Origin of the sequence: Bacillus luti, assembly GCF_009739945.1 — a bacterium.
Classification (GTDB): Bacteria; Bacillota; Bacilli; order Bacillales; family Bacillaceae_G; genus Bacillus_A; species Bacillus_A luti.
Genome location: NZ_CP040336.1, coordinates 4,106,609 through 4,124,916 on the forward strand (window position 1 = coordinate 4,106,609; position 18,308 = coordinate 4,124,916).

The following is an 18,308-nucleotide window of genomic DNA, read 5'->3' on the forward strand; positions in this document are numbered from 1 at the left end:
TCCTCATTGAAACTTGGGCTACTTCTTATACTTTTCGTTCTAGTGTAAAAACCATCAGGACTTGGCCATACGATCACTATAACTAAAAAAGGATTTTCACTAGAACCTTATCTATTATTTAACTGATTCTACTTGTTTTTCTAATTCTATTCCAAGGAATTTAGCAAGCTCAAGCATGCCAAATTGACTCGCTACAGACTCTGCATCAGAATTATAGTTTGTGTTTGTATTAATATCATACGTATAAATTGTTCCATCCGAGCTGCGAATAAATTCAATACCAGCAACAGTAATTTCATTTTCTTTCAAAAATTCTTTGTACTGTTCAATGATTGGCTCGTGGAAGTCCGATATAATTTCAAATTTTGTTGGCGTCTCTTTCTTACTCTCTTCTCCTACTGGGCAAAAAGCATCTTGAATCGAGCATGCATCTGCTGGACAAAGCTCGAATCCTTCTGATGTATCTACTTTAACTGCATATACAAACTGGCCGCCTACAAACTCACAACGTGTAATATATGGTTCTGGCGCTTCAATATATTGCTGGATTAAAGTAATTCCATCAATCGGTTCTTCAAACGCCGGACCGTCCAAATATTGTTCTAAAGCATTAATGGAATGAAACAGTTGAACACCAAGGCCTTTCCCTGCGCGGTTATGCTTTGTAATGAACGGTACTTCCCCTAACTCCCTTGCTGCTTTTACTATATGATCACGGCCAACAGCACCAATTGTTTTCGGCACTTGTATCCCAAATTTTCTTAATGCTGCATATTGATTTAATTTACTTACTTCAAGGCGTAACGCTCGAGACCCGTTAAATACTGTTCGCCCGTATCCCTCTAGCCAAGCAAGAACACCTTCAGTCAATTCAGGTGCATATCGATGTCCTCTCGTATGTGAAGAGGCACTCATGCGGCTATAAAAAACACCTTGGGGAGGCTCTTGTTCTAACGGAAGTGTTCCTTCATTTAAAAACCATTCCTCATACGGTAACTCCAGTTCTTCCAACCTTTTCACCAAATGATCCGTCCATTCCTTATTCTCATGTAATATGTAAATTTTACTCATTTGTAATCAATTCCTTTCTTTTTGCTTCAACTAATGGCATCACTTTTTCAGAAAATCGTTTCATCTCTTCAAGCTGTGGCGAAAATTGTAAAAGTAATAAAGTAACACCCACTTTTTCAAAAGCGAGTATCCTTTCTGCAATTTTCTCTGGTGTTCCAATTAAATTAGGACGTAACCCGCGATTAGATACAGAATAATCATTGAGCTTCACTTGCTGTTCCAAATGCGATTTACTAATAAAGTCTTGGTAACCCGCATAACCTAAAGCATCGTCTTTCACATCCGTTATGCGTCTCCATTCTTCTAGTGCCTCTTCTTCTGTATCACGACAAATGACGTAAGCCGCAAGCCCGAATGACTGTAATGGCTCCTCTGTGACTTTCTTTCTACGATTCTTCATATCTTCTATTTTCACAGATACTTCTTCCACTGTTCCCCCGTGCATTACATATGCATCCACGTGATTTACAATGACCTCTTTTCCTCTCTCACTCTCACCACCTGCATAAAGCTTAATGCCTTGTTTCTGCACCGGTTTTGGACTTAAATGTGTATGATGAAGCTCATAAAAGTCCCCTTTATAAGAAAACTCTTCTTCTTTCCAAAGTTCCTTCAAAATTGTTACAAATTCCTCTGTGCGATCATATCTTTCATCATGTGCGGTAAATACTCCGCCATACTGCCTCGCTTCTTCTTCCCACCATGCTGAAACTACATTCAATGTAAAACGGCCATTACTTAATTGATCAATATTCGCTGCCATTTTCGCTGTAACTGCTGGATTGTGAAAACCGGGTCTTACAGCTGTCATGATTTCTAATCGATCCGTTACTGCAGCAAGTGCTGCCGCAGTTGTCCACGCTTCTAAACTTGGTGCTGACACACCTTTTATATCATTTAAGTTTAATTCTGCAATAAGTGTTGTTGAAAAACCTAATTGCTCTGCCGCTTGCGCTGTTTGTTTTGCATACTCAAACGTAGGCGGCATAGATTCATCATCTACATTTCGAAGCCATCCCCCAAAAATCGGTAACCAAAAACCATACTCCACTACATACTCCCCCTTCATCTCTTAGCCATAAAAAAAGCTACTCTTATTCAAATAAGAGTAGCCTTCTTGACTAATTGAACCGCTCTTATCTTTCAGGTGTTTCTTCACCTGCAGGAATTGGCACCTTTCGTCTCACACGAGGTTGCCGAAGTTTCATAGGGCCCGTCCCTCCACTTCTCAACATAAGAATTGTTTGATTTTCATTCATTATAATCGTCAGAATAATAAAAATCAATTTTTAATACTTATTTTTCCGATACACATTAAACGATATGTGGGAAATCATATTGTTATAGAGATTTATAGGGGTATTATATTGTTTTACTTACGAATATATAAAGGGGTATGTTGTATCATGTCGAAAACATCATTTATAACTAAGTTGCTTTACTTCTACCGTAAAAATACACCAAAATAAATATCAACTTCAAGAGGTGTGAATACCATGAAAAATAAAAGATGTGACAATTGTGGTTCTACTAATTTTAAAGAGGGACGAGTTGGAAACGCCTATCATGCGTATGTTTGCGACGATGAACATAGTAGGTTCTTTTCAGGAGGAAAGAGTTCAAAACTATTAACCACATTTTGTTTAGAGTGCGGTGAAGTAAAATCTTTTAGAGTGGAAAAACCGGAGAAATTTAAAGAATAAAATACATTCAAGACCCTCAAATTCTGCTGTAAAGGATCTTCTTTCTCGTTTCGTGTAGCCTATTAAAACACTAAACACCTTTTGAATGCCCTCCATTGATTAAATTCTTTCCAAACATACAATTAAACAACGTGAATTCCATAGTTATTAGGAATTCACGTTGTTTTAGTTTTTTTATATCGCAATTTAACCCTTATACTATCGTTTTTCAATCGGTAGTTTAAATGTAAAAGTACTGCCTTCCCCTAATTTACTTTCAACGGTAATTTCTCCTCCGTGTAGTTCGACAATCCATTTTACCATCGACAATCCTAAACCTGTGTTTCCAATGTTTGAAGATGTTCGTGCTGCATCAACTCGATAGAAGCGTTCCCATATTTTCGTAATATGTTGCTCGCTGATGCCTATACCATTATCGGAAACTTTACCTATTATGTTTGTTCCATCACGGAACAGTTGTATATTCACACTACCATTCGCTTTGCCATAAGCAATCGCATTCGTTAGTAAATTCATTAATAAACGCATCATCAACGTTTGATCTGCTTTAATAAACAGGTCTTCCTCTATATTTGTTGTTATATCAATCGAGGCTTCTTGAACCATTAATGAAAGCTCTTCTACAACGATTTCCGTTAATTCACTCATATTGATACATTCAAATTGAAAAGTATCATGCTTTCCTTGGTCAACTCGTGCTAATAATAAAAGTTGCGAGATTAACGAGGACATTTTACTTGATTGCCTTAAAATCACTTCTAAAGATTCTTCCATTTCTTTCGGATTATTCCTCTGCGATAAGGCGTATTCGCATTGGGAAATAATAACAGATGTTGGCGTTCTTAATTCATGAGATGCGTCAGATGTAAATTGTTTTTCACTTTCGAATGACTTCTCCAATCGCTCAAACATGTTGTCAAAGGTTTGTGCTAAATGATAAATTTCGTCTTTCGATGAACCTTGTAAATTAATTCTCTTCGAAAGGTCTTTACCATCACCAATTTCACTGGCTGAATCACTCATTTGTTTCACAGGTCGAAACGCTCTTTGTGTAATAAAATATCCTCCCACTGCCGCAATGAGAATAAGTAATGGGAAAGAGATGAGTGTTACCACAATAAGCGTATTCATCGTTGATGATAATTGGTTCATCGTCATTATTCCACGAACCCAGACTTGCTCATCGCCGTCTGCATTATGGAGAAAATCATATACTATCCATTCTTTATTACCATTTTTAATAGTTCGTATTTCATCGGATTTAAGCGATACCTTTTTATTAAAGCCGGCCGGACTACTTCCTGCCAGTAGCTCACCTTGCTTACTATAAATGAGAAGATTTACTCCATCTTCTAAAGTTTCAAACTCATCGTCAATCTTTAACTGTCCATGCTTATATTTGATATCTTCAATGCTTTCTTTTACTGTGCTCTTTAATTGATTTTTCATATTAAAAAGTACAACTTTATCTGAAGAAGTTAAAATAAAAGCTAACACGAGTGCCATAATAATTACAACTAACCCCGTATACCAAAGGGTTACTCTCATTTTTATTGATAGTTTTTTCATGATTCTACTCGCAATACGTAACCAGTGCCTCGTACCGTATGAATTAACTTCGTTTCAAACTGGCTATCAATTTTTTTACGAAGGTATCGGACGTAAACATCAATAATATTCGAGCCGCCTTCATAGTCGTAATTCCACACATGTTGCTCAATCTTATCTCGTGTCAACACAACTTCTTTATTACGAATCATATATTCTAAAATAGCAAATTCTTTACTGGAAAGATTGATAACTTGGTCTCCCCTTGTTACTTTATGCATATTGCAATCCACCACTAGGTCAGCGATTTCAAACACATTAGATGTATTCCCTGTTTTTCTTCGCATTAACACTCGAATTCTTGCTAATAGTTCATCAAAAGCAAACGGCTTTACTAAATAATCGTCCGCACCTAAGTCGAGTCCTTTTACGCGATCATCAATTGTATCTTTAGCTGTAAGAAGCAAGACAGGAGTTGTATTATTGTCTGCGCGTAATCTTTGTAATACTTGTAAACCATCTATTCCGGGAATCATAATGTCAAGCACAATCAAGTCGTAAGTAGCCATACTTATATAATCCAAGGCATCTTCTCCACTCCCACATCCATCGACACTATAATGTTCTGCATGCAATCGTTTTACTAATATATTTTGTAAGTCTTGTTCATCTTCGACAATAAGAACTCGCATTAACATTCTCCTTTTCTTCTTATTAATATGTATCACTATAATTCCAAAACATTAAAGAAAGATTAGAAGCTATTTAATTATATCATTTTATTTTTTCACATTAATCTTCCTTTAATGTTTGTTCAGTAATATAAAGGCAAGGATAAGATGCTCAATTAAAGGGAGGAAAACATAGTGAGAAACTGGATGATAATTGGAGCAATGTCTTGTTTATTCTTAACAGCTTGTTCTACTCAACCTGATAACAATACAGAAGTACAACAATTAAAAGTCGAAAATGATAAATTACAAAAAGAGGTTGCTCAACTACAACAAGAACCAACTAAAACAGAGCCTGCTACGAATGATACGAAGCAAATACAAGATTTCAAAGATGAGGTCTCATCTATTATAGAAAAGGCAAATAACACGAAACCAGTTGGAACAAAAGAAGATGACTTAAATACGTACTTAGCAGCAAAAAAAGAAATTGACCAATTAGATGACAAAATAGACCTATCTGATAATCAGCTAGAAGCAGATTATCGCGCTGGAACGATAACTGTTGAACAATATCAAACGCAAGAAAGAGAACAAGATATACTGGAAGATCAATTAGAGCACGCAGAAAATGCACTCGAAGCAAGATTTGGAATAGATGATTAATCATTAAGGAGTGAATGAAAATGTTAAAACATAAAAAGAAAATCATAATAAGTGTAATTTCTATTTTAGTAATCGGTATCGCTATTGTTGGTGGATACTTTGGTATGGGTTACAATTATGCAAAAAAGAATGACAACTACACAGAAAAACAAGTTCGTGAAATTTCTTTAGCTCATACAAATGGGGAAATTATTAATGTGAAAAAAGAATTCGAATTAGAAGATAACAACTTAACACAATCTCAATTTGAATATGAAGTAGAAATCAAGACACTTGACAATCTATTGAATGTTTTAAAAGTTAGCGCTAGAACAGGCACAATAGAAATCGATCACGAAGATTAAAAAATATAATGAAGCAACGTGAATTCCATCTTTAAAGGAACTCACGTTGCTTTTTTTAAAACTATTCTCTCCTTATTTATAAACATACATATCTTTAACCCTTTCAAAATGATGAAACGCGGATAAAATTCCTCTTTATGAAATTTCCCTCTGCTTAATCCGTTATTTTTGTTACATGTTTATAGTTATACAGTAACTATTTAATTTTATTAAAGTTTGTTTTATTAAAAATTAATAAAATTTGAATATTCTATTTTCTACCAAATTGTATTACAATATGAATTGCTAAGAGACAAGATATTCTTTTTATAAAAGCTTCTGCTTACTTACCAGAAATAGAAAAATTCTGTTCGAAGTCCAACAACGCTCATCCTATATAACTAATACACGTAGTGTTGTAACTTTACATTCTAATTTAGAAATTATCAGGTGGTGTCGGTGATGTTTGAGTTTCTTTTAATTAAAGTCTTATTTACTATTTTCTTCATTAGCCTAATCGTGTTAATCAGTATAATATGGGCTAAAATAGAAAAATTTCTGGACGATACTGTATTTAAAAACGTTTCTGAGAAATCTAGGTATACAGTAACTATGATAATTGTTATGGTGGTCGAATTTGCTATCATAGTCATTACTTCATTCAATTGGGGATCTTCTATTATTGATACCCTCTTTTTCGGCAGTATTATTTTGTTCTGTTGCATATGGTTAATACCTTATTTTGTTACTCAGCAACAAAACGTTGCTAAAGTTATGGATAAGCATTTTAGTGGCGGAGTAGATTTAGGTGCAGTCCAAGTTCATCGTGCAAAACTTTCTGCATTTAATCTAGGAAGCATTGTATTTTCTATAGTTGGAATTATTGTGCCTATTTGTTACTACTTTAAATACTTTTTATGAACACTCCCCCACTTAGCAAAGCTTGAAGTGGGGGTTTCTAACGTTTCGACCTAACGGACGATTAACGTCAGGGGAGTTAACACATTAGCGAGCTGTTTCACGCCTAACCCCTCTATCCCATTTGTCCATGCATTTGGGATTACTTTTCGTAAAATGTTAGCCGCAGCATTTACATCTGCATGAATTAAAGTTTTATTTGCTGAACGATATATGCCGCGCTTTATTCGTTTTCCTGAAAAAGTTGTATTTTGGTCATTTTCTCCATACGTTGGAATGAAGTCGTTATCCAGAAAACTTGCTTTCGATGTATATGATTCTTCAGTTACAACAACTTGAATGCCTACAGCATTTGCTTTGTATGTAATCATTTGAATCAATAAACTATGTGGGATATGACAAAACGATTGGTTATTTCTTTTTCCCATATTCGTTTCTTGTTTCCAACTTTTGTTTTGACCAATAACGATTTTACAAACTTCTTCTTCTTGAGCTAGTTTTACGATATGGTGACTAACTTTATGGAAGACGTCTTTTATTTTCAAGTAACGTTTTTGATGAAGTTTTTCTATCCTTTTAGAAGTAAAAGGCCCTTCATTCGTTTGTTTTCCATTTCTAAGAACGCTTGTAAAATGACTCTTCATTTTGTTGTAATATTGATTTATGCTTTTGACATGTTTGCCCTTAACAAGCACAGGTTTCATACCTGTGTTTGTTACGATGGTTGCAAGGTTATCAATCCCTAAATCAATACTCATATAACGAGCATTCTCTTCAATAATTTGTTGTTCAGAAGGAACATCAATTACCAATTCCACTACATATTCATTGTATTTTGGAATCACACGAACTTGTTTCAGTTTACCTTCAGTGAAACCTAGTTTCCCAATATTTAATTGTAATTTCGTCTTTGGAAACTTTAAAAATCTACCGTTTTTAATGATGCAATCTTGGTTTGTATACAGAATCTCTTTTTCAGAAGAACGAATATACTTTGGAATCCTAGGCGTTCCAGCATATTTGTTTGGATTCTTTTTATAGTCTTTTAAACTAGCAAAAAAAGATTTCCAATTTTGGAACAAACCTTTCATGATTGACTGGCTACATTGCGTAGGCAAAGCTCGATAATCATTTTGAATCATAGCCTTAAATAGTGCATCTAGAAAGTTGTAATCTACATAAGGTTTTTCAAAATTAGGTTCTGAAAACAAATTACATGTAATCTCTTTCTGTTCTTCTTTAGGTTTTACTTTCTCTTTCTCCAATTTCTTCTGATAGGCAAGAAGTTGTGTGTCATTCATCTTACCAATATTTTTATGAATATGATCCAGAACTTCTTTTTGCAAAGGCTGCAACTCTTTTTCTTGTGTTAATCCAGTGTACACCTGGCGTATATAAAAGTTTGTAGTGTTGTACATATTCTTAGCGTTATGACAACATTCTTGAAAATAAGAATACATACGATGCCCTTTTTTAATCCAGATTTGAAGAGTTTTATAGTTTGATGGATTTTCCTTTGTCATTTTATTCACCTCCTTGTTAAGGATATTATAGCAAAAAAAGAACGTATGTTTTGGTTTTTTCTTGAAAATAAAATATTTCTTTCGATTCACCTCACCACCTTCACTTACGTTTAGAGGTGGGAGTCCTCTCGAAAGGCATGATAGAGGTTTAATGGTAATTTTTCATTATCATGTACTACAGGGTTAACACCTTCATTAGCTGATGCCTGCTGTTTTAATCTTAGTTTAAACTTTTCGCATAGTAAAAAGACATTCTTTATGAATGCCTCTTTACTTATTTTTTAACTCGGATCCCGTTTCCTTAAAATTCTTAATAAGAAAGTCAATGAAATATCTACTTGCTATAGGTAATACCCTTTTGTCTTTATAGGCTAAACTTATTGTTCGCCTAACAGATGGGGAGAGTGATTTTGATACAATATTATACGGACACCTATCTAAAACAAGTTCTGGTAAAATTGATATACCAAGACCTTGTTCAACCATAGACATAATTGCATAATCATCATGTACTCGGTATTGTATGTTAGGTTCAAGAGAATTTTCTTCAAAGAGGGTTAATGCTTCATTTATTTCCCCTTCATTTAAAAGTATATAGGGCTCTTCTATTACTTCTTCCAATGAAATTTTGGTTTTAGGTGCTAAACAATGATTTGCTGGCAAAACGACAAGCATTTCATCTTCTAGCAATGGAATGCTTGTTAATTTAGATACAGCTTCTGGATTAACAAAGCCAAAGTCTACGACTCCTTCTTTAATCCAATTACAAATAACTGTATATTCTCCTTGGTATATATCAAAATGAACAGCTGGATACTGTTCCTTAAAACTTCTTATCAAATTCGGTAGCCAGTGACATGCAACGCTAGAAAATGTTCCAATTCGAATAAGCCCACTTTGTAATCCTCTCATCTCTTTTTGCTTTTCTTGCAATTCTTTATGTGAATTGCTGATATTTCTAATATACGGCAAAAACTCTTCGCCATCTGGCGTAAGGGTTATTCCAGTTCGAGATCGCAAAATAAGAGTAGTTGATAATTCTTTCTCTAATGAGTTTACCATTTGACTAATTGCGGATTGGGTGTAGCCTAGTTCTTCAGCTGCTTTGGTAAAATTACCTGTTTCAATCACTTTAATAAAAGCGTGGTATATATTCATCAAATCGCTCCTTGTATTAGAAACTCTAATACTTTCATTATAAACATTCGTTTAACTAATACAAATTCAGATGATAACATATAGCTCTACCACACAAACAGGAAAGGATAAAAACAAATGACACAAAAACAAGCCAATTTACTACTGGCTACAGTCTCTATAGGTTGGGGAACATCATATATTTTTATGAAACTTCTTGCAGATACAGCTTCTCCCTTCACAGTAGTAGCTTTACGTTTCGGGATTGCATTTCTGATTATGATTATTATATTTAATAAGAAACTAATAAGCGTAAACACTAAAATATTAGGCTACAGCGCAATAGTTGGATTATTACTATGTGGGATTTTCATTTCACTTATGTATGGAATGAAAACAACATCTGCTTCTTCAGCCGGTTTTTTAACAAGTACAACTGTAATTTTAGTACCTGTTTTACAAACACTAATTACAAGAAAACTACCACGTAAAGAAGTAATTTATGGGGTAATAACTGTTTCTATCGGTTTAGCATTACTTACTATCAAAGACGACTTTACATTTGCATTTGGTTCTACTTTATGTTTGTTAGCTGCTTTACTTTATGGGATACACATTGTAATTACAAACTATTTTGTTCAAAAGGTAGATGCATTTCAATTGGGTATTTTTCAACTTGGCTTTGCATTTCTTTTTGCTCTCGTAGGAAATTTCATATTTGAAATGCCTGTATTACCTAGCGGAGTCATAGGGTGGTCCGCAATACTTGGTTTAGCTATTATTTGCTCTGCTTATGGCTTTGTGATGCAGCCAATTGCTCAAAAATATACTACACCTGAAAGTACAGGATTTTTATTTTCTCTCGAACCAGTTTTTTCAGCAATATTTGCATTTATCTTTCTAAATGAAAACATGGGAGTGCAAGGATACTTAGGTGCCTTGCTGATTCTGGCTGGTGTATTAATTGCAAATACATCATTTAAAAAACAAACTGTATTGAAGGAGATGAAGGGATGAATATTTTAATTATCTACGCACATCCAGAGCCGAAGTCTTTTAATGGAGCATTAAAGGATCTGGCGGTTTTAGAATTAACTTCTTTAGGTCATCAAGTTAAAGTATCCGATTTATATGCGATGAACTTCAAAGCTGTTGCTGATGGTGACGACTTTATCCAGCGAGAAAATAAAGGTTTTTTAAAATATGCAGTAGAACAAAAACAAGCAACTATGAAAAACAATTTTTCTGCTGATATTCAAGCAGAACAAGAAAAACTGCTTTGGGCAGACTTTGTTATTTTCCAATTCCCACTATGGTGGTATTCTGTTCCTGCCATTTTAAAAGGATGGTTCGATAGAGTATTTGCTTCTGGATTTATTTATTCCAGAGACGAAAGATATGATACAGGTAAACTGAAAGGCAGAAAAGCGATGTTGTCTACTACAACCGGTTCTCCCAAACATGCGTATACACCATACGGAATGGATGGAGATATGCACGAGAAGATACTTTATCATATTAATCATGGCATGCTTTATTTTTCTGGTTTAGAGCCTGTTGAACCATTCATTGCCTGGACACCATCCCATAATGAAGAAGATCGAAAACGTTACTTAGAGGAATATAAAAAACGTTTGCACAACATTTCTGAGATTCCTTCTATTCCATACCATCCTGCTTCTCATTATGACGAAAATCATCAACTAAAAGTAGAGTATAGACAGTAATTGAGAAAACCTTAAAAACAGTCGATTCTCGTTATATCAAGGAATCGACTGTTTTTAGGTCATCCTAACATAAATAATTTATTCTATATAAAACAAATAATAGGAGGAGCAACGTGAATAGTTTTACAAGAAAAAAATCCATTGAGGATTTACAAAGAAAAGACCTTAAAAATACAGGACTAAATCGAGTGTTAGGTTTATAGCAATTGATTGCAATTGGATTAGGGGGAATTATTGGGGTTGGAATCTTTGTTTTAACAGGAGTCGCTGCATCTGGATAGCCTAAGCTTCTCTCGCCAACTGTACCGGCGCGGCCCTTTCGTGTACTCCGCGCCTTTAACCGCTGCTTCTGCTCCTTTTTCAAAGGCAGTTTTCATGTCCACTTCGTTTCAGACGCTGTCTAACCAAGAATCTACACATGGAGCAAGTGCGTCAGCAAACAAAAGTGTATTCTGCATTTCTGAAAACAGTAGATGGCAGATTGTGACCTACTGAATCTGCTAAGAAAGAATATACAAGAACATCCTTAACATCATCTTTATTTCCACTAATGATTACATCAAGGAAATCTTCTATTTGGAATTCTGGAGTAAACAACACAATCTTAGTTGTTCTGTTTGGTTCTAAAGAAACAAAAGTACGAGAGATTTCAACTAATTCATTTTGAACCGGGAAAAAAGTGTTTCTACTTCTCTTAACAGTTACCGTTACATTACTAGTATGGCAGCGTGAATCATTGTTTAACATAATGTTGAGAGCAGTTGGAATAATCCCATTTTCAGAAACTGGAACTCGAAACACTCCAGTAGATTTATGAGCCATACAATCACATCCTTTCAAAATAAAATATATTTACAATATATTAAATGCAAAAAACGTTCATTTTGATAGGGACAAATCACTAATATATGGTACATATGTGAAGAAATCAAATCGGTAATAGAAATAGACTTTAAACTAGACAAAAAAACTCTAACTAATTCGTCATGGCGATTTAGTTAGAGTTTTTTTGTTTGAAGTATTCACGAGTATCTACCCTTATCTTTTCAGGTAAAACAATATCAAGTTCTTTATCTAACCATGCAAGAGTCTTTTTGCGAAGAAACTCACGCATGTGTTCTTCTGCTTCAAGCATTACTAAGTTAATTGTACAAGAAGAATTGCTAGGTTCACAAGAATTGCAAGCCTCGGCCTCGTCTCGATATAGTAGACCATTCTGTACAATATTTTTACATTGAAAAATAGGTTTTGGACCTTCGACAGCTTCTATTACATCCCAAAAAGAAACATCTTCTGGAGACTTAGCTAACCTATACCCGCCCTTTACACCTGGGACAGAACTTACAATGCCAGCTTTAGATAATTTACCGAAAACTTTTGAAAGAAATGTTTCAGAAAGTCCTTGAAACTCTGCCAAATCTTTTATTCCAACACTTTCCTTCGAAGGAGTGTTAATTAAATAAACTAGGCAATGCAAGGCATATTCAACCCCAACACTATACTGCATATACAAATCACCTGCTTTTTATTTTAAGAGTTATCAAATTGTATCTTAGGACCATTTAGAAGTTTAGTCAAATAAAGTGAAACTTTAATCAGTGGGGGTTTTCTTCATCCCCCACTGATTATTAGCCTTCACCAATCGGACTTTTATGGGCAGCCCGACCCCCACCTAACTTCTTTGCTTTCGCTGCATTTTGAGGTGGGGGTCTTACTGCCCATTAAAGCGGGATAAAAAAAGGCTCTTTTAGAGTAGTATGTATTTCATTTGACAAAAATAATTTCAGAGTTTATATTAAAGACCAAGTTAATCGACGATTAACTTGGTCGACGATTAAAACGTAAAATCTTTAAAAAAGGGGAAATACAAATGAATAAAACACTTATCATAAACGCACATCCTAAAGTGGATGATACATCATCAGTCAGCATTAAAGTTCTTAACCATTTTTTAGAATCTTATACAGAATTCATTCCTAATAATGAAACGATTGAACAGATTAATTTATATGATGATGTAGTACCAATGATAGATAAAACTGTTTTAAGCGCATGGGAAAAGCAAGGAAATGGACAAAAGTTAACTGATGAAGAACAAAAAGTAACAGAGCGTATGTCCGAAATTTTACAACAATTTAAAAGTGCAAATACGTATGTTATCGTATTACCTTTGCATAATTTTAATATTCCATCAAAGTTAAAAGATTACATGGACAATATCATGATTGCACGCGAAACATTTAAATATACTGAAACTGGATCAGTGGGACTACTTAAAGATGGAAGAAGAATGCTTGTTATACAAGCAAGTGGAGGAATCTATACAAATGATGATTGGTATACAGAAGTGGAATACTCTCATAAATATTTAAAAGCAATGTTTAATTTCCTTGGTATTGAAGATTATCAAATCGTTCGTGCACAAGGAACAGCAGTACTAGATCCAAATGAAGTATTACAAAATGCGTATAAAGAAGTTGAAGAAGCAGCTTCTAGATTGGCTAACAAATAAATTTTTCACTGGATGCATGATGGTTATAAATAAAAATCCCCTCCACCATAAGGCAGAGGGGACTTTCTAACTTCTATTTCAAACTACCCGCAATCTCCGTAAAGATAACTCCAAGTGCATGTGCACCTGCATCTGGATATCCTAAGCTTCTTTCACCAACTGTACCGGCGCGGCCCATGCGAGCTACGATTTCTTTCGTGTACTCTGCGCCTTTAACAGCTGCTTCTGCTCCTTTTTCAAAGGCAGTTTTCATATCTTCTTCGCTTGAAGCGCTGTTTAACCAAGAGTCTACACATGGAGCAAGTGCGTCAACAAGTGTTTTATCACCAACTACCGCTCCTCTACCGAACGATCTTTCACCGATAGATTGTATGCCTTGCAGTGCTCCTTGCAACATTTCAGCGAACTCTTTCACTGTTAACTCACGTTTTTCGCCTGCTGCTTTACTAGCTGCGCGGAATGCACCGCCCCAAATTGGACCAGATGCGCCGCCGCAATGTTCCATAATAATCATCGAGCAACCGTCAAGGAATGATCCAATCGTTACGTTCTCTTGATCTACAATGGAATGCCACTCACGTTTTAATTGCTTAAATCCTTTTGCCACACTCATTCCGAAGTCGCCGTCACCTGCATGTGTGTCTAACTCACAGAACGGTACTTCATTTTTAATAATAATGTCGCTCATTTTATCAACGAGATAAATCATGTTGTTTAATGTAATAACATTATCTTTTATAACAGCGTGCTCTTCCGCTGTTTCTAGTTCAAATGACACTTCCTTCTCTTCTGTCTCTTCAAGCACATTCACGTACTCAACACTTTCAACTGGTCCATCTACTTTAAACGCTGGTGTATTACATTCTTTCGATAGTAATGTTTTTAGCTCATTATCTAATTTCATTACTGTTAAAGACATACCAGCCATATCGATACTCGTCATATAGTTGCCAACGAATACTCTATTGATTTTAATGTTTCTAGCAGCTAGTTCTCTCGTAACTGCATTGTTAAATAAGTAAAGTTCTTGCAGTGGTGTTCCGCCAAAACCGTTAACTAGAAGCGCGATTTCCTCGCCATCTTTTACTCCTAAATCTTTCATTAAATCATTTGTCATACGGTTCGCTAATTCATCAGCTGACAGCATTTTTTCACGCTTAATTCCTGGTTCACCGTGAATACCTACGCCGTATTCCATTTCATCTTCCGCAAGTGTGAAAGTAGGTGATCCGCTCGCTGGAACTGTACAAGACGTTAACGCTAAACCGATTGTGCGCACGTTAGCCGCTGCTTTTTCCGCTACAGCTTTCACCGCTCCTAAATCCATACCTGCTTCCGCTGCTGCACCGGCAATTTTATGAACTAAAATAACGCCCGCAACGCCGCGGCGTCCTACTGTATACAGGCTATCTTCTACCGCAATATCATCGTCCACTTTTACATAGTCGACTTCAATTCCATCTTCCTTCGCTAAATGCGCTCCGTTTTTGAAATTCATAATATCGCCGCTATAATTTTTAATAATTAATAACGTACCTTTTTTACTAGCTGTCTCTTTAATCGCTTGATACACCTGAATTTGTGAAGGAGAAGCAAACACATCTCCGCACACTGCCGCATCTAACATTCCTTTTCCGACTAGGCCTGCATGTGCTGGCTCATGACCACTACCGCCGCCACTAATTAACGTTACTTTGTTTTCGTTCATTTCTTTCTTCTTAATCACTTTATATTTTTTCAAAAGCTCAAGCTCTGGATGAGCCATAACCATTCCGTTACACATTTCCATTACTAATGTTTCTGGTTTGTTTATAATCTTTTTCATTGTAGTTCTCCCTCAATTCCTTTAATATATTGTGATATATTTGAAATCTTCTTCTTACTACTCATGTTAAAATGAAAGCGTTTTATAGTAAACGGACAAAATGGACAATCTGTCTAAAGACACCGCTCTCATTTATGGGTAGGATTTTCATATTACTAACATTCTAGGGATGATTGAGATGACCTCTTCTATAATTTCTAAAAAGATAATCGCGAACTCATTGAAGTATTTAATGGAAACAGAGTCATTCCATAAAATATCAGTGAGCGATATTATGTTACACTGTCAAATGCGTAGGCAAACTTTTTATTATCATTTTAAAGATAAATTTGAACTATTAAGCTGGATTTATAGAGAAGAAACGAAGGAAAACATTATCGACTTTCTCGACTATGAAACGTGGGAAAACATTTTCGATTTATTATTTGATTACTTTTATGAAAATCAAAAATTTTACCGAAACGCTTTTAAAGTCATTGAACAAAACTCGTTTAATCACTATTTATTTGAGCATACGAAAAACTTATATATGAAGATTATTGATGAATTATCTGCGAGCTGTGGATTCAGTCTTTCTGATGAGACAAAAAATACGATTGCCTCTTTTTATAGTCACGGCTTCGTTGGAACGATAAAAGATTGGATTGAAAGTAAATGCGAAGTAAATCCATCCATTATGTCTTCTCTCATGAAAAATATGATAAACAATCAATTACTACTATTACTGGAGCAATCAGCAAAGTAATTAAAGGGTGGCAAAAGCAATGAAAAAGATTATGAATGATGTACAAAATATCGTTCAAGATATGCTGCATGGCTTTTATTTTGAACATAATGACAAAGTAAATTACGACGAAACACATCACATCATTTATGTAAAAGATATCGAAAAACTGAAGCAAAATGTTGTCATCATAAGCGGCGGTGGTAGCGGACATGAACCTGCTGATATTGGCTATGTAGGAAAAGGAATGCTTACAGCGGCAGTAAACGGTAGCATTTTCACTCCGCCTACAGTAGAACAAATTGTAGCGGCTACTCGCCTCATGCCAAAAGAAAAAAGTATACTATTCATCATCAAAAACTTTAAAGATGACGTTGAAAACTTTCTAGCGGCGAAGCAAATCGCAAAAGAAGCAGGAAGAAAAATTGATCACATCATCGTAAATGACGACGTTTCAATTGAAGATGATGCTTCCTTTAATAAAAGAAGACGCGGCGTCGCTGGCACTGTTTTCGTTCAAAAAATACTTGGTGCGGCGGCTCTTGAAGGACATTCTTTAGAAGAACTAACAGCACTCGGCCGTTCTATCACTGAAAACTTACACACATTAGGAGTCGCTCTTTCACCTGCCAATGATCCAGTGAAAGGAAAAGCTTCATTCACATTAAACGACGATGAAGTATTTTACGGCGTTGGTATCCACGGCGAAAAAGGTTACCGTAAAGAAGCACTATCCTCTTCTGAAATATTAGCGATCGAACTAATGAACAAACTAAAAAGCATTTATCGCTGGAGAAAAGGAGACAACTTCGCCATTCTCATTAATGGACTCGGTGCAACACCATTAATGGAACAATACATTTTCGCAAACGATATTCGCCGTTTGTGTGAACTGGAAGGATTGCAAATTACATTCGTAAAGGTCGGTACTCTTCTAACTTCTTTAGATATGAAGGGTGTTTCGCTTAGTTTGCTTAAGGTAGAGGATTTGGCTTGGGTGAAGTGGTTGAAGGCGGATGTTGGAGTGGGTAGTTGGTAAGTAAAAATTATGATGATAAAAGCCTTTAGCTATAACGAGTTAAAGGCTTTTTGCAAATTGAAATATTGCACGAGCATTAAAACGAAATTCGTAATCACCTCACTGAATGATGACAGGTCTTCCAAATAAAGCTGGATGATAAATTAACATCGCACCTACAAATGAACACACTAAACAAAAAATAGCCTCGTATTTTATAACTAGAGAAGAGTTTGTATCAAGCTTTTTCCCCTCTCTTTTACATATCATTTTAAATAAAACTCTATATAATACATACCCAACCATCGCCCCGAGGGTGTTCGTAAATAAATCATCAATATCTGTAATTCTATTATTTAGTAATTGATTTAACTCAATTGCCAATGAAAAAAGAAATCCCGCACATACGGTGTTTTTCATTTTTCTAAAATGTGGCCAAATAGTCGGTAATAAAAAACCTAACGGCATAAACAGTACAATGTTCAAAAGATACGTAGTACTACCTGCCGTATCAAATAGAGTCAAGTTGATTTGACTTACACGAATCCACGTTTCATAGTTACTTATATCCCATACAGTCGCGATTTGCGTCACCCTATACACTAACGAAAGGTAGAATAGAAAAACATAAACCCATAGAAAATGCCAAATAGATATAGTTCTTTTCACTTTAAAATAAACTCCAATTTGAAACATAATACAAAAAATAATAGTAAAAAAATAAGTATACAAATAACTAATCAAAACTTCTGTATGCATGTAGAATCCCCTAACTTTACATCTTCATCTATGACTTTGTTGTTTATAGGATAGGAGAAACTTTTAAAATAAAAAGTGGGGTAAACATAAAATTTTTCTTAAATCTTCACATGCAACCCTTATAGTATTTTCATCCATACAGTATATATAATCATATGAATCGTTTGTTCAGTTAAGATATAC

At 35.1% G+C, this 18,308-nt stretch carries 19 protein-coding genes, 1 pseudogene and 1 riboswitch; of the genes and pseudogenes, 9 read left to right on the forward strand and 11 right to left on the reverse strand.

What is annotated here, in order from left to right:
* Positions 1 to 114: 114 nt before the first annotated feature.
* The gene (locus tag EUC40_RS20820) at positions 115 to 1,071 is read right to left on the reverse strand and encodes an ATP-grasp domain-containing protein (protein WP_156576452.1); all 957 of its coding nucleotides are present in this window, start codon (positions 1,069 to 1,071) and stop codon (positions 115 to 117) included.
* Positions 1,064 to 2,122 (reverse strand): LLM class flavin-dependent oxidoreductase, encoded by a 1,059-nt coding sequence (locus tag EUC40_RS20825; RefSeq protein ID WP_156576453.1) that lies wholly within the window; start codon positions 2,120 to 2,122, stop codon positions 1,064 to 1,066. Before EUC40_RS20825 ends, EUC40_RS20820 begins: the two co-directional genes overlap by 8 nt.
* A gap of 82 nt (positions 2,123 to 2,204) precedes the next feature.
* A riboswitch (SAM riboswitch) is annotated at positions 2,205 to 2,311 on the reverse strand.
* Positions 2,312 to 2,567: 256 nt separating this feature from the next.
* Here EUC40_RS20825 and EUC40_RS20830 point away from each other — a divergent pair.
* The gene (locus EUC40_RS20830; RefSeq protein WP_156576454.1) at positions 2,568 to 2,774 is read left to right on the forward strand and encodes a hypothetical protein; all 207 of its coding nucleotides are present in this window, start codon (positions 2,568 to 2,570) and stop codon (positions 2,772 to 2,774) included.
* Positions 2,775 to 2,972: 198 nt separating this feature from the next.
* Here the strand turns inward: EUC40_RS20830 and EUC40_RS20835 are convergent, their stop codons facing one another.
* A complete protein-coding gene (locus EUC40_RS20835; RefSeq protein WP_156576455.1) occupies positions 2,973 to 4,343 on the reverse strand; it encodes a sensor histidine kinase in 1,371 nt (456 codons plus the stop codon).
* Positions 4,340 to 5,014, reverse strand: coding sequence for a response regulator transcription factor (locus tag EUC40_RS20840; RefSeq protein ID WP_001264509.1), 675 nt, complete (start codon positions 5,012 to 5,014; stop codon positions 4,340 to 4,342). The genes EUC40_RS20835 and EUC40_RS20840 overlap by 4 nt, the downstream gene beginning before the upstream one ends.
* Positions 5,015 to 5,188: 174 nt before the next feature.
* Between EUC40_RS20840 and EUC40_RS20845 the strand changes: the two genes are divergently transcribed.
* From EUC40_RS20845 to EUC40_RS20855, 3 genes are all read left to right on the forward strand, one after another.
* On the forward strand, positions 5,189 to 5,659 hold the full coding sequence (locus EUC40_RS20845) for a SadB/YajI family lipoprotein (protein ID WP_156576456.1): 471 nt from the start codon (positions 5,189 to 5,191) through the stop codon (positions 5,657 to 5,659).
* A gap of 20 nt (positions 5,660 to 5,679) precedes the next feature.
* Complete coding sequence (locus tag EUC40_RS20850) at positions 5,680 to 6,003, forward strand: PepSY domain-containing protein (protein WP_156576457.1); 324 nt, start codon at positions 5,680 to 5,682, stop codon at positions 6,001 to 6,003.
* 441 nt (positions 6,004 to 6,444) lie between these two features.
* Positions 6,445 to 6,903 (forward strand): hypothetical protein, encoded by a 459-nt coding sequence (locus EUC40_RS20855; protein ID WP_156576458.1) that lies wholly within the window; start codon positions 6,445 to 6,447, stop codon positions 6,901 to 6,903.
* A 50-nt stretch (positions 6,904 to 6,953) separates the two neighbouring features.
* On the opposite strand, the gene EUC40_RS20860 is transcribed toward EUC40_RS20855, so the two are convergent.
* Both EUC40_RS20860 and EUC40_RS20865 read right to left on the reverse strand, forming a co-directional pair.
* Entirely contained in the window at positions 6,954 to 8,423 is a 1,470-nt protein-coding gene (locus tag EUC40_RS20860; protein WP_156576459.1) for an RNA-guided endonuclease InsQ/TnpB family protein, read from the reverse strand.
* Positions 8,424 to 8,693: 270 nt separating this feature from the next.
* Positions 8,694 to 9,581 carry a LysR family transcriptional regulator gene (locus EUC40_RS20865; protein ID WP_156576460.1) on the reverse strand — a complete coding sequence of 296 codons (888 nt, stop codon included), beginning with the start codon at positions 9,579 to 9,581 and terminating at the stop codon, positions 8,694 to 8,696.
* Between the two features lie 117 nt (positions 9,582 to 9,698).
* Between EUC40_RS20865 and EUC40_RS20870 the strand changes: the two genes are divergently transcribed.
* Both EUC40_RS20870 and EUC40_RS20875 read left to right on the forward strand, forming a co-directional pair.
* The gene (locus EUC40_RS20870; protein WP_156576461.1) at positions 9,699 to 10,577 is read left to right on the forward strand and encodes a DMT family transporter; all 879 of its coding nucleotides are present in this window, start codon (positions 9,699 to 9,701) and stop codon (positions 10,575 to 10,577) included.
* Entirely contained in the window at positions 10,574 to 11,287 is a 714-nt protein-coding gene (locus EUC40_RS20875) for an NAD(P)H-dependent oxidoreductase (RefSeq protein WP_156576462.1), read from the forward strand. Before EUC40_RS20870 ends, EUC40_RS20875 begins: the two co-directional genes overlap by 4 nt.
* 268 nt (positions 11,288 to 11,555) lie before the next feature.
* On the opposite strand, the pseudogene EUC40_RS27540 reads toward EUC40_RS20875, so the two are convergent.
* The 3 genes and pseudogenes from EUC40_RS27540 to EUC40_RS20885 form a co-directional block, all read right to left on the reverse strand.
* Positions 11,556 to 11,721 (reverse strand): annotated as a pseudogene (locus EUC40_RS27540) (dihydroxyacetone kinase); the annotation flags it as partial.
* On the reverse strand, positions 11,720 to 12,109 hold the full coding sequence (locus tag EUC40_RS20880) for a hypothetical protein (protein WP_071710693.1): 390 nt from the start codon (positions 12,107 to 12,109) through the stop codon (positions 11,720 to 11,722). The pseudogene EUC40_RS27540 and the gene EUC40_RS20880, both read right to left, overlap by 2 nt.
* A 172-nt stretch (positions 12,110 to 12,281) precedes the next feature.
* Positions 12,282 to 12,794 (reverse strand): RrF2 family transcriptional regulator, encoded by a 513-nt coding sequence (locus tag EUC40_RS20885; protein ID WP_071710691.1) that lies wholly within the window; start codon positions 12,792 to 12,794, stop codon positions 12,282 to 12,284.
* Positions 12,795 to 13,157: 363 nt separating this feature from the next.
* Here EUC40_RS20885 and EUC40_RS20890 point away from each other — a divergent pair, with 363 nt between their 5' ends.
* Positions 13,158 to 13,799 (forward strand): FMN-dependent NADH-azoreductase, encoded by a 642-nt coding sequence (locus EUC40_RS20890; RefSeq protein WP_156576463.1) that lies wholly within the window; start codon positions 13,158 to 13,160, stop codon positions 13,797 to 13,799.
* Positions 13,800 to 13,872: 73 nt separating this feature from the next.
* Here the strand turns inward: EUC40_RS20890 and dhaK are convergent, their stop codons facing one another.
* On the reverse strand, positions 13,873 to 15,624 hold the full coding sequence (gene dhaK, locus EUC40_RS20895; protein ID WP_156576464.1) for a dihydroxyacetone kinase subunit DhaK: 1,752 nt from the start codon (positions 15,622 to 15,624) through the stop codon (positions 13,873 to 13,875).
* A gap of 178 nt (positions 15,625 to 15,802) precedes the next feature.
* On the opposite strand from dhaK, the gene dhaS reads away from it, so the two are divergent.
* Positions 15,803 to 16,369: a dihydroxyacetone kinase transcriptional activator DhaS gene (gene dhaS, locus EUC40_RS20900; protein ID WP_156576465.1), complete on the forward strand. Its 567-nt coding sequence runs from the start codon at positions 15,803 to 15,805 to the stop codon at positions 16,367 to 16,369.
* Positions 16,370 to 16,388: 19 nt separating this feature from the next.
* Positions 16,389 to 17,387, forward strand: coding sequence for a DhaKLM operon coactivator DhaQ (gene dhaQ / locus EUC40_RS20905; protein ID WP_156576466.1), 999 nt, complete (start codon positions 16,389 to 16,391; stop codon positions 17,385 to 17,387).
* Positions 17,388 to 17,486: 99 nt separating this feature from the next.
* On the opposite strand, the gene EUC40_RS20910 is transcribed toward dhaQ, so the two are convergent.
* The gene (locus EUC40_RS20910) at positions 17,487 to 18,125 is read right to left on the reverse strand and encodes a VanZ family protein (protein WP_156576467.1); all 639 of its coding nucleotides are present in this window, start codon (positions 18,123 to 18,125) and stop codon (positions 17,487 to 17,489) included.
* Between the last annotated feature and the right edge of the window lie 183 nt (positions 18,126 to 18,308).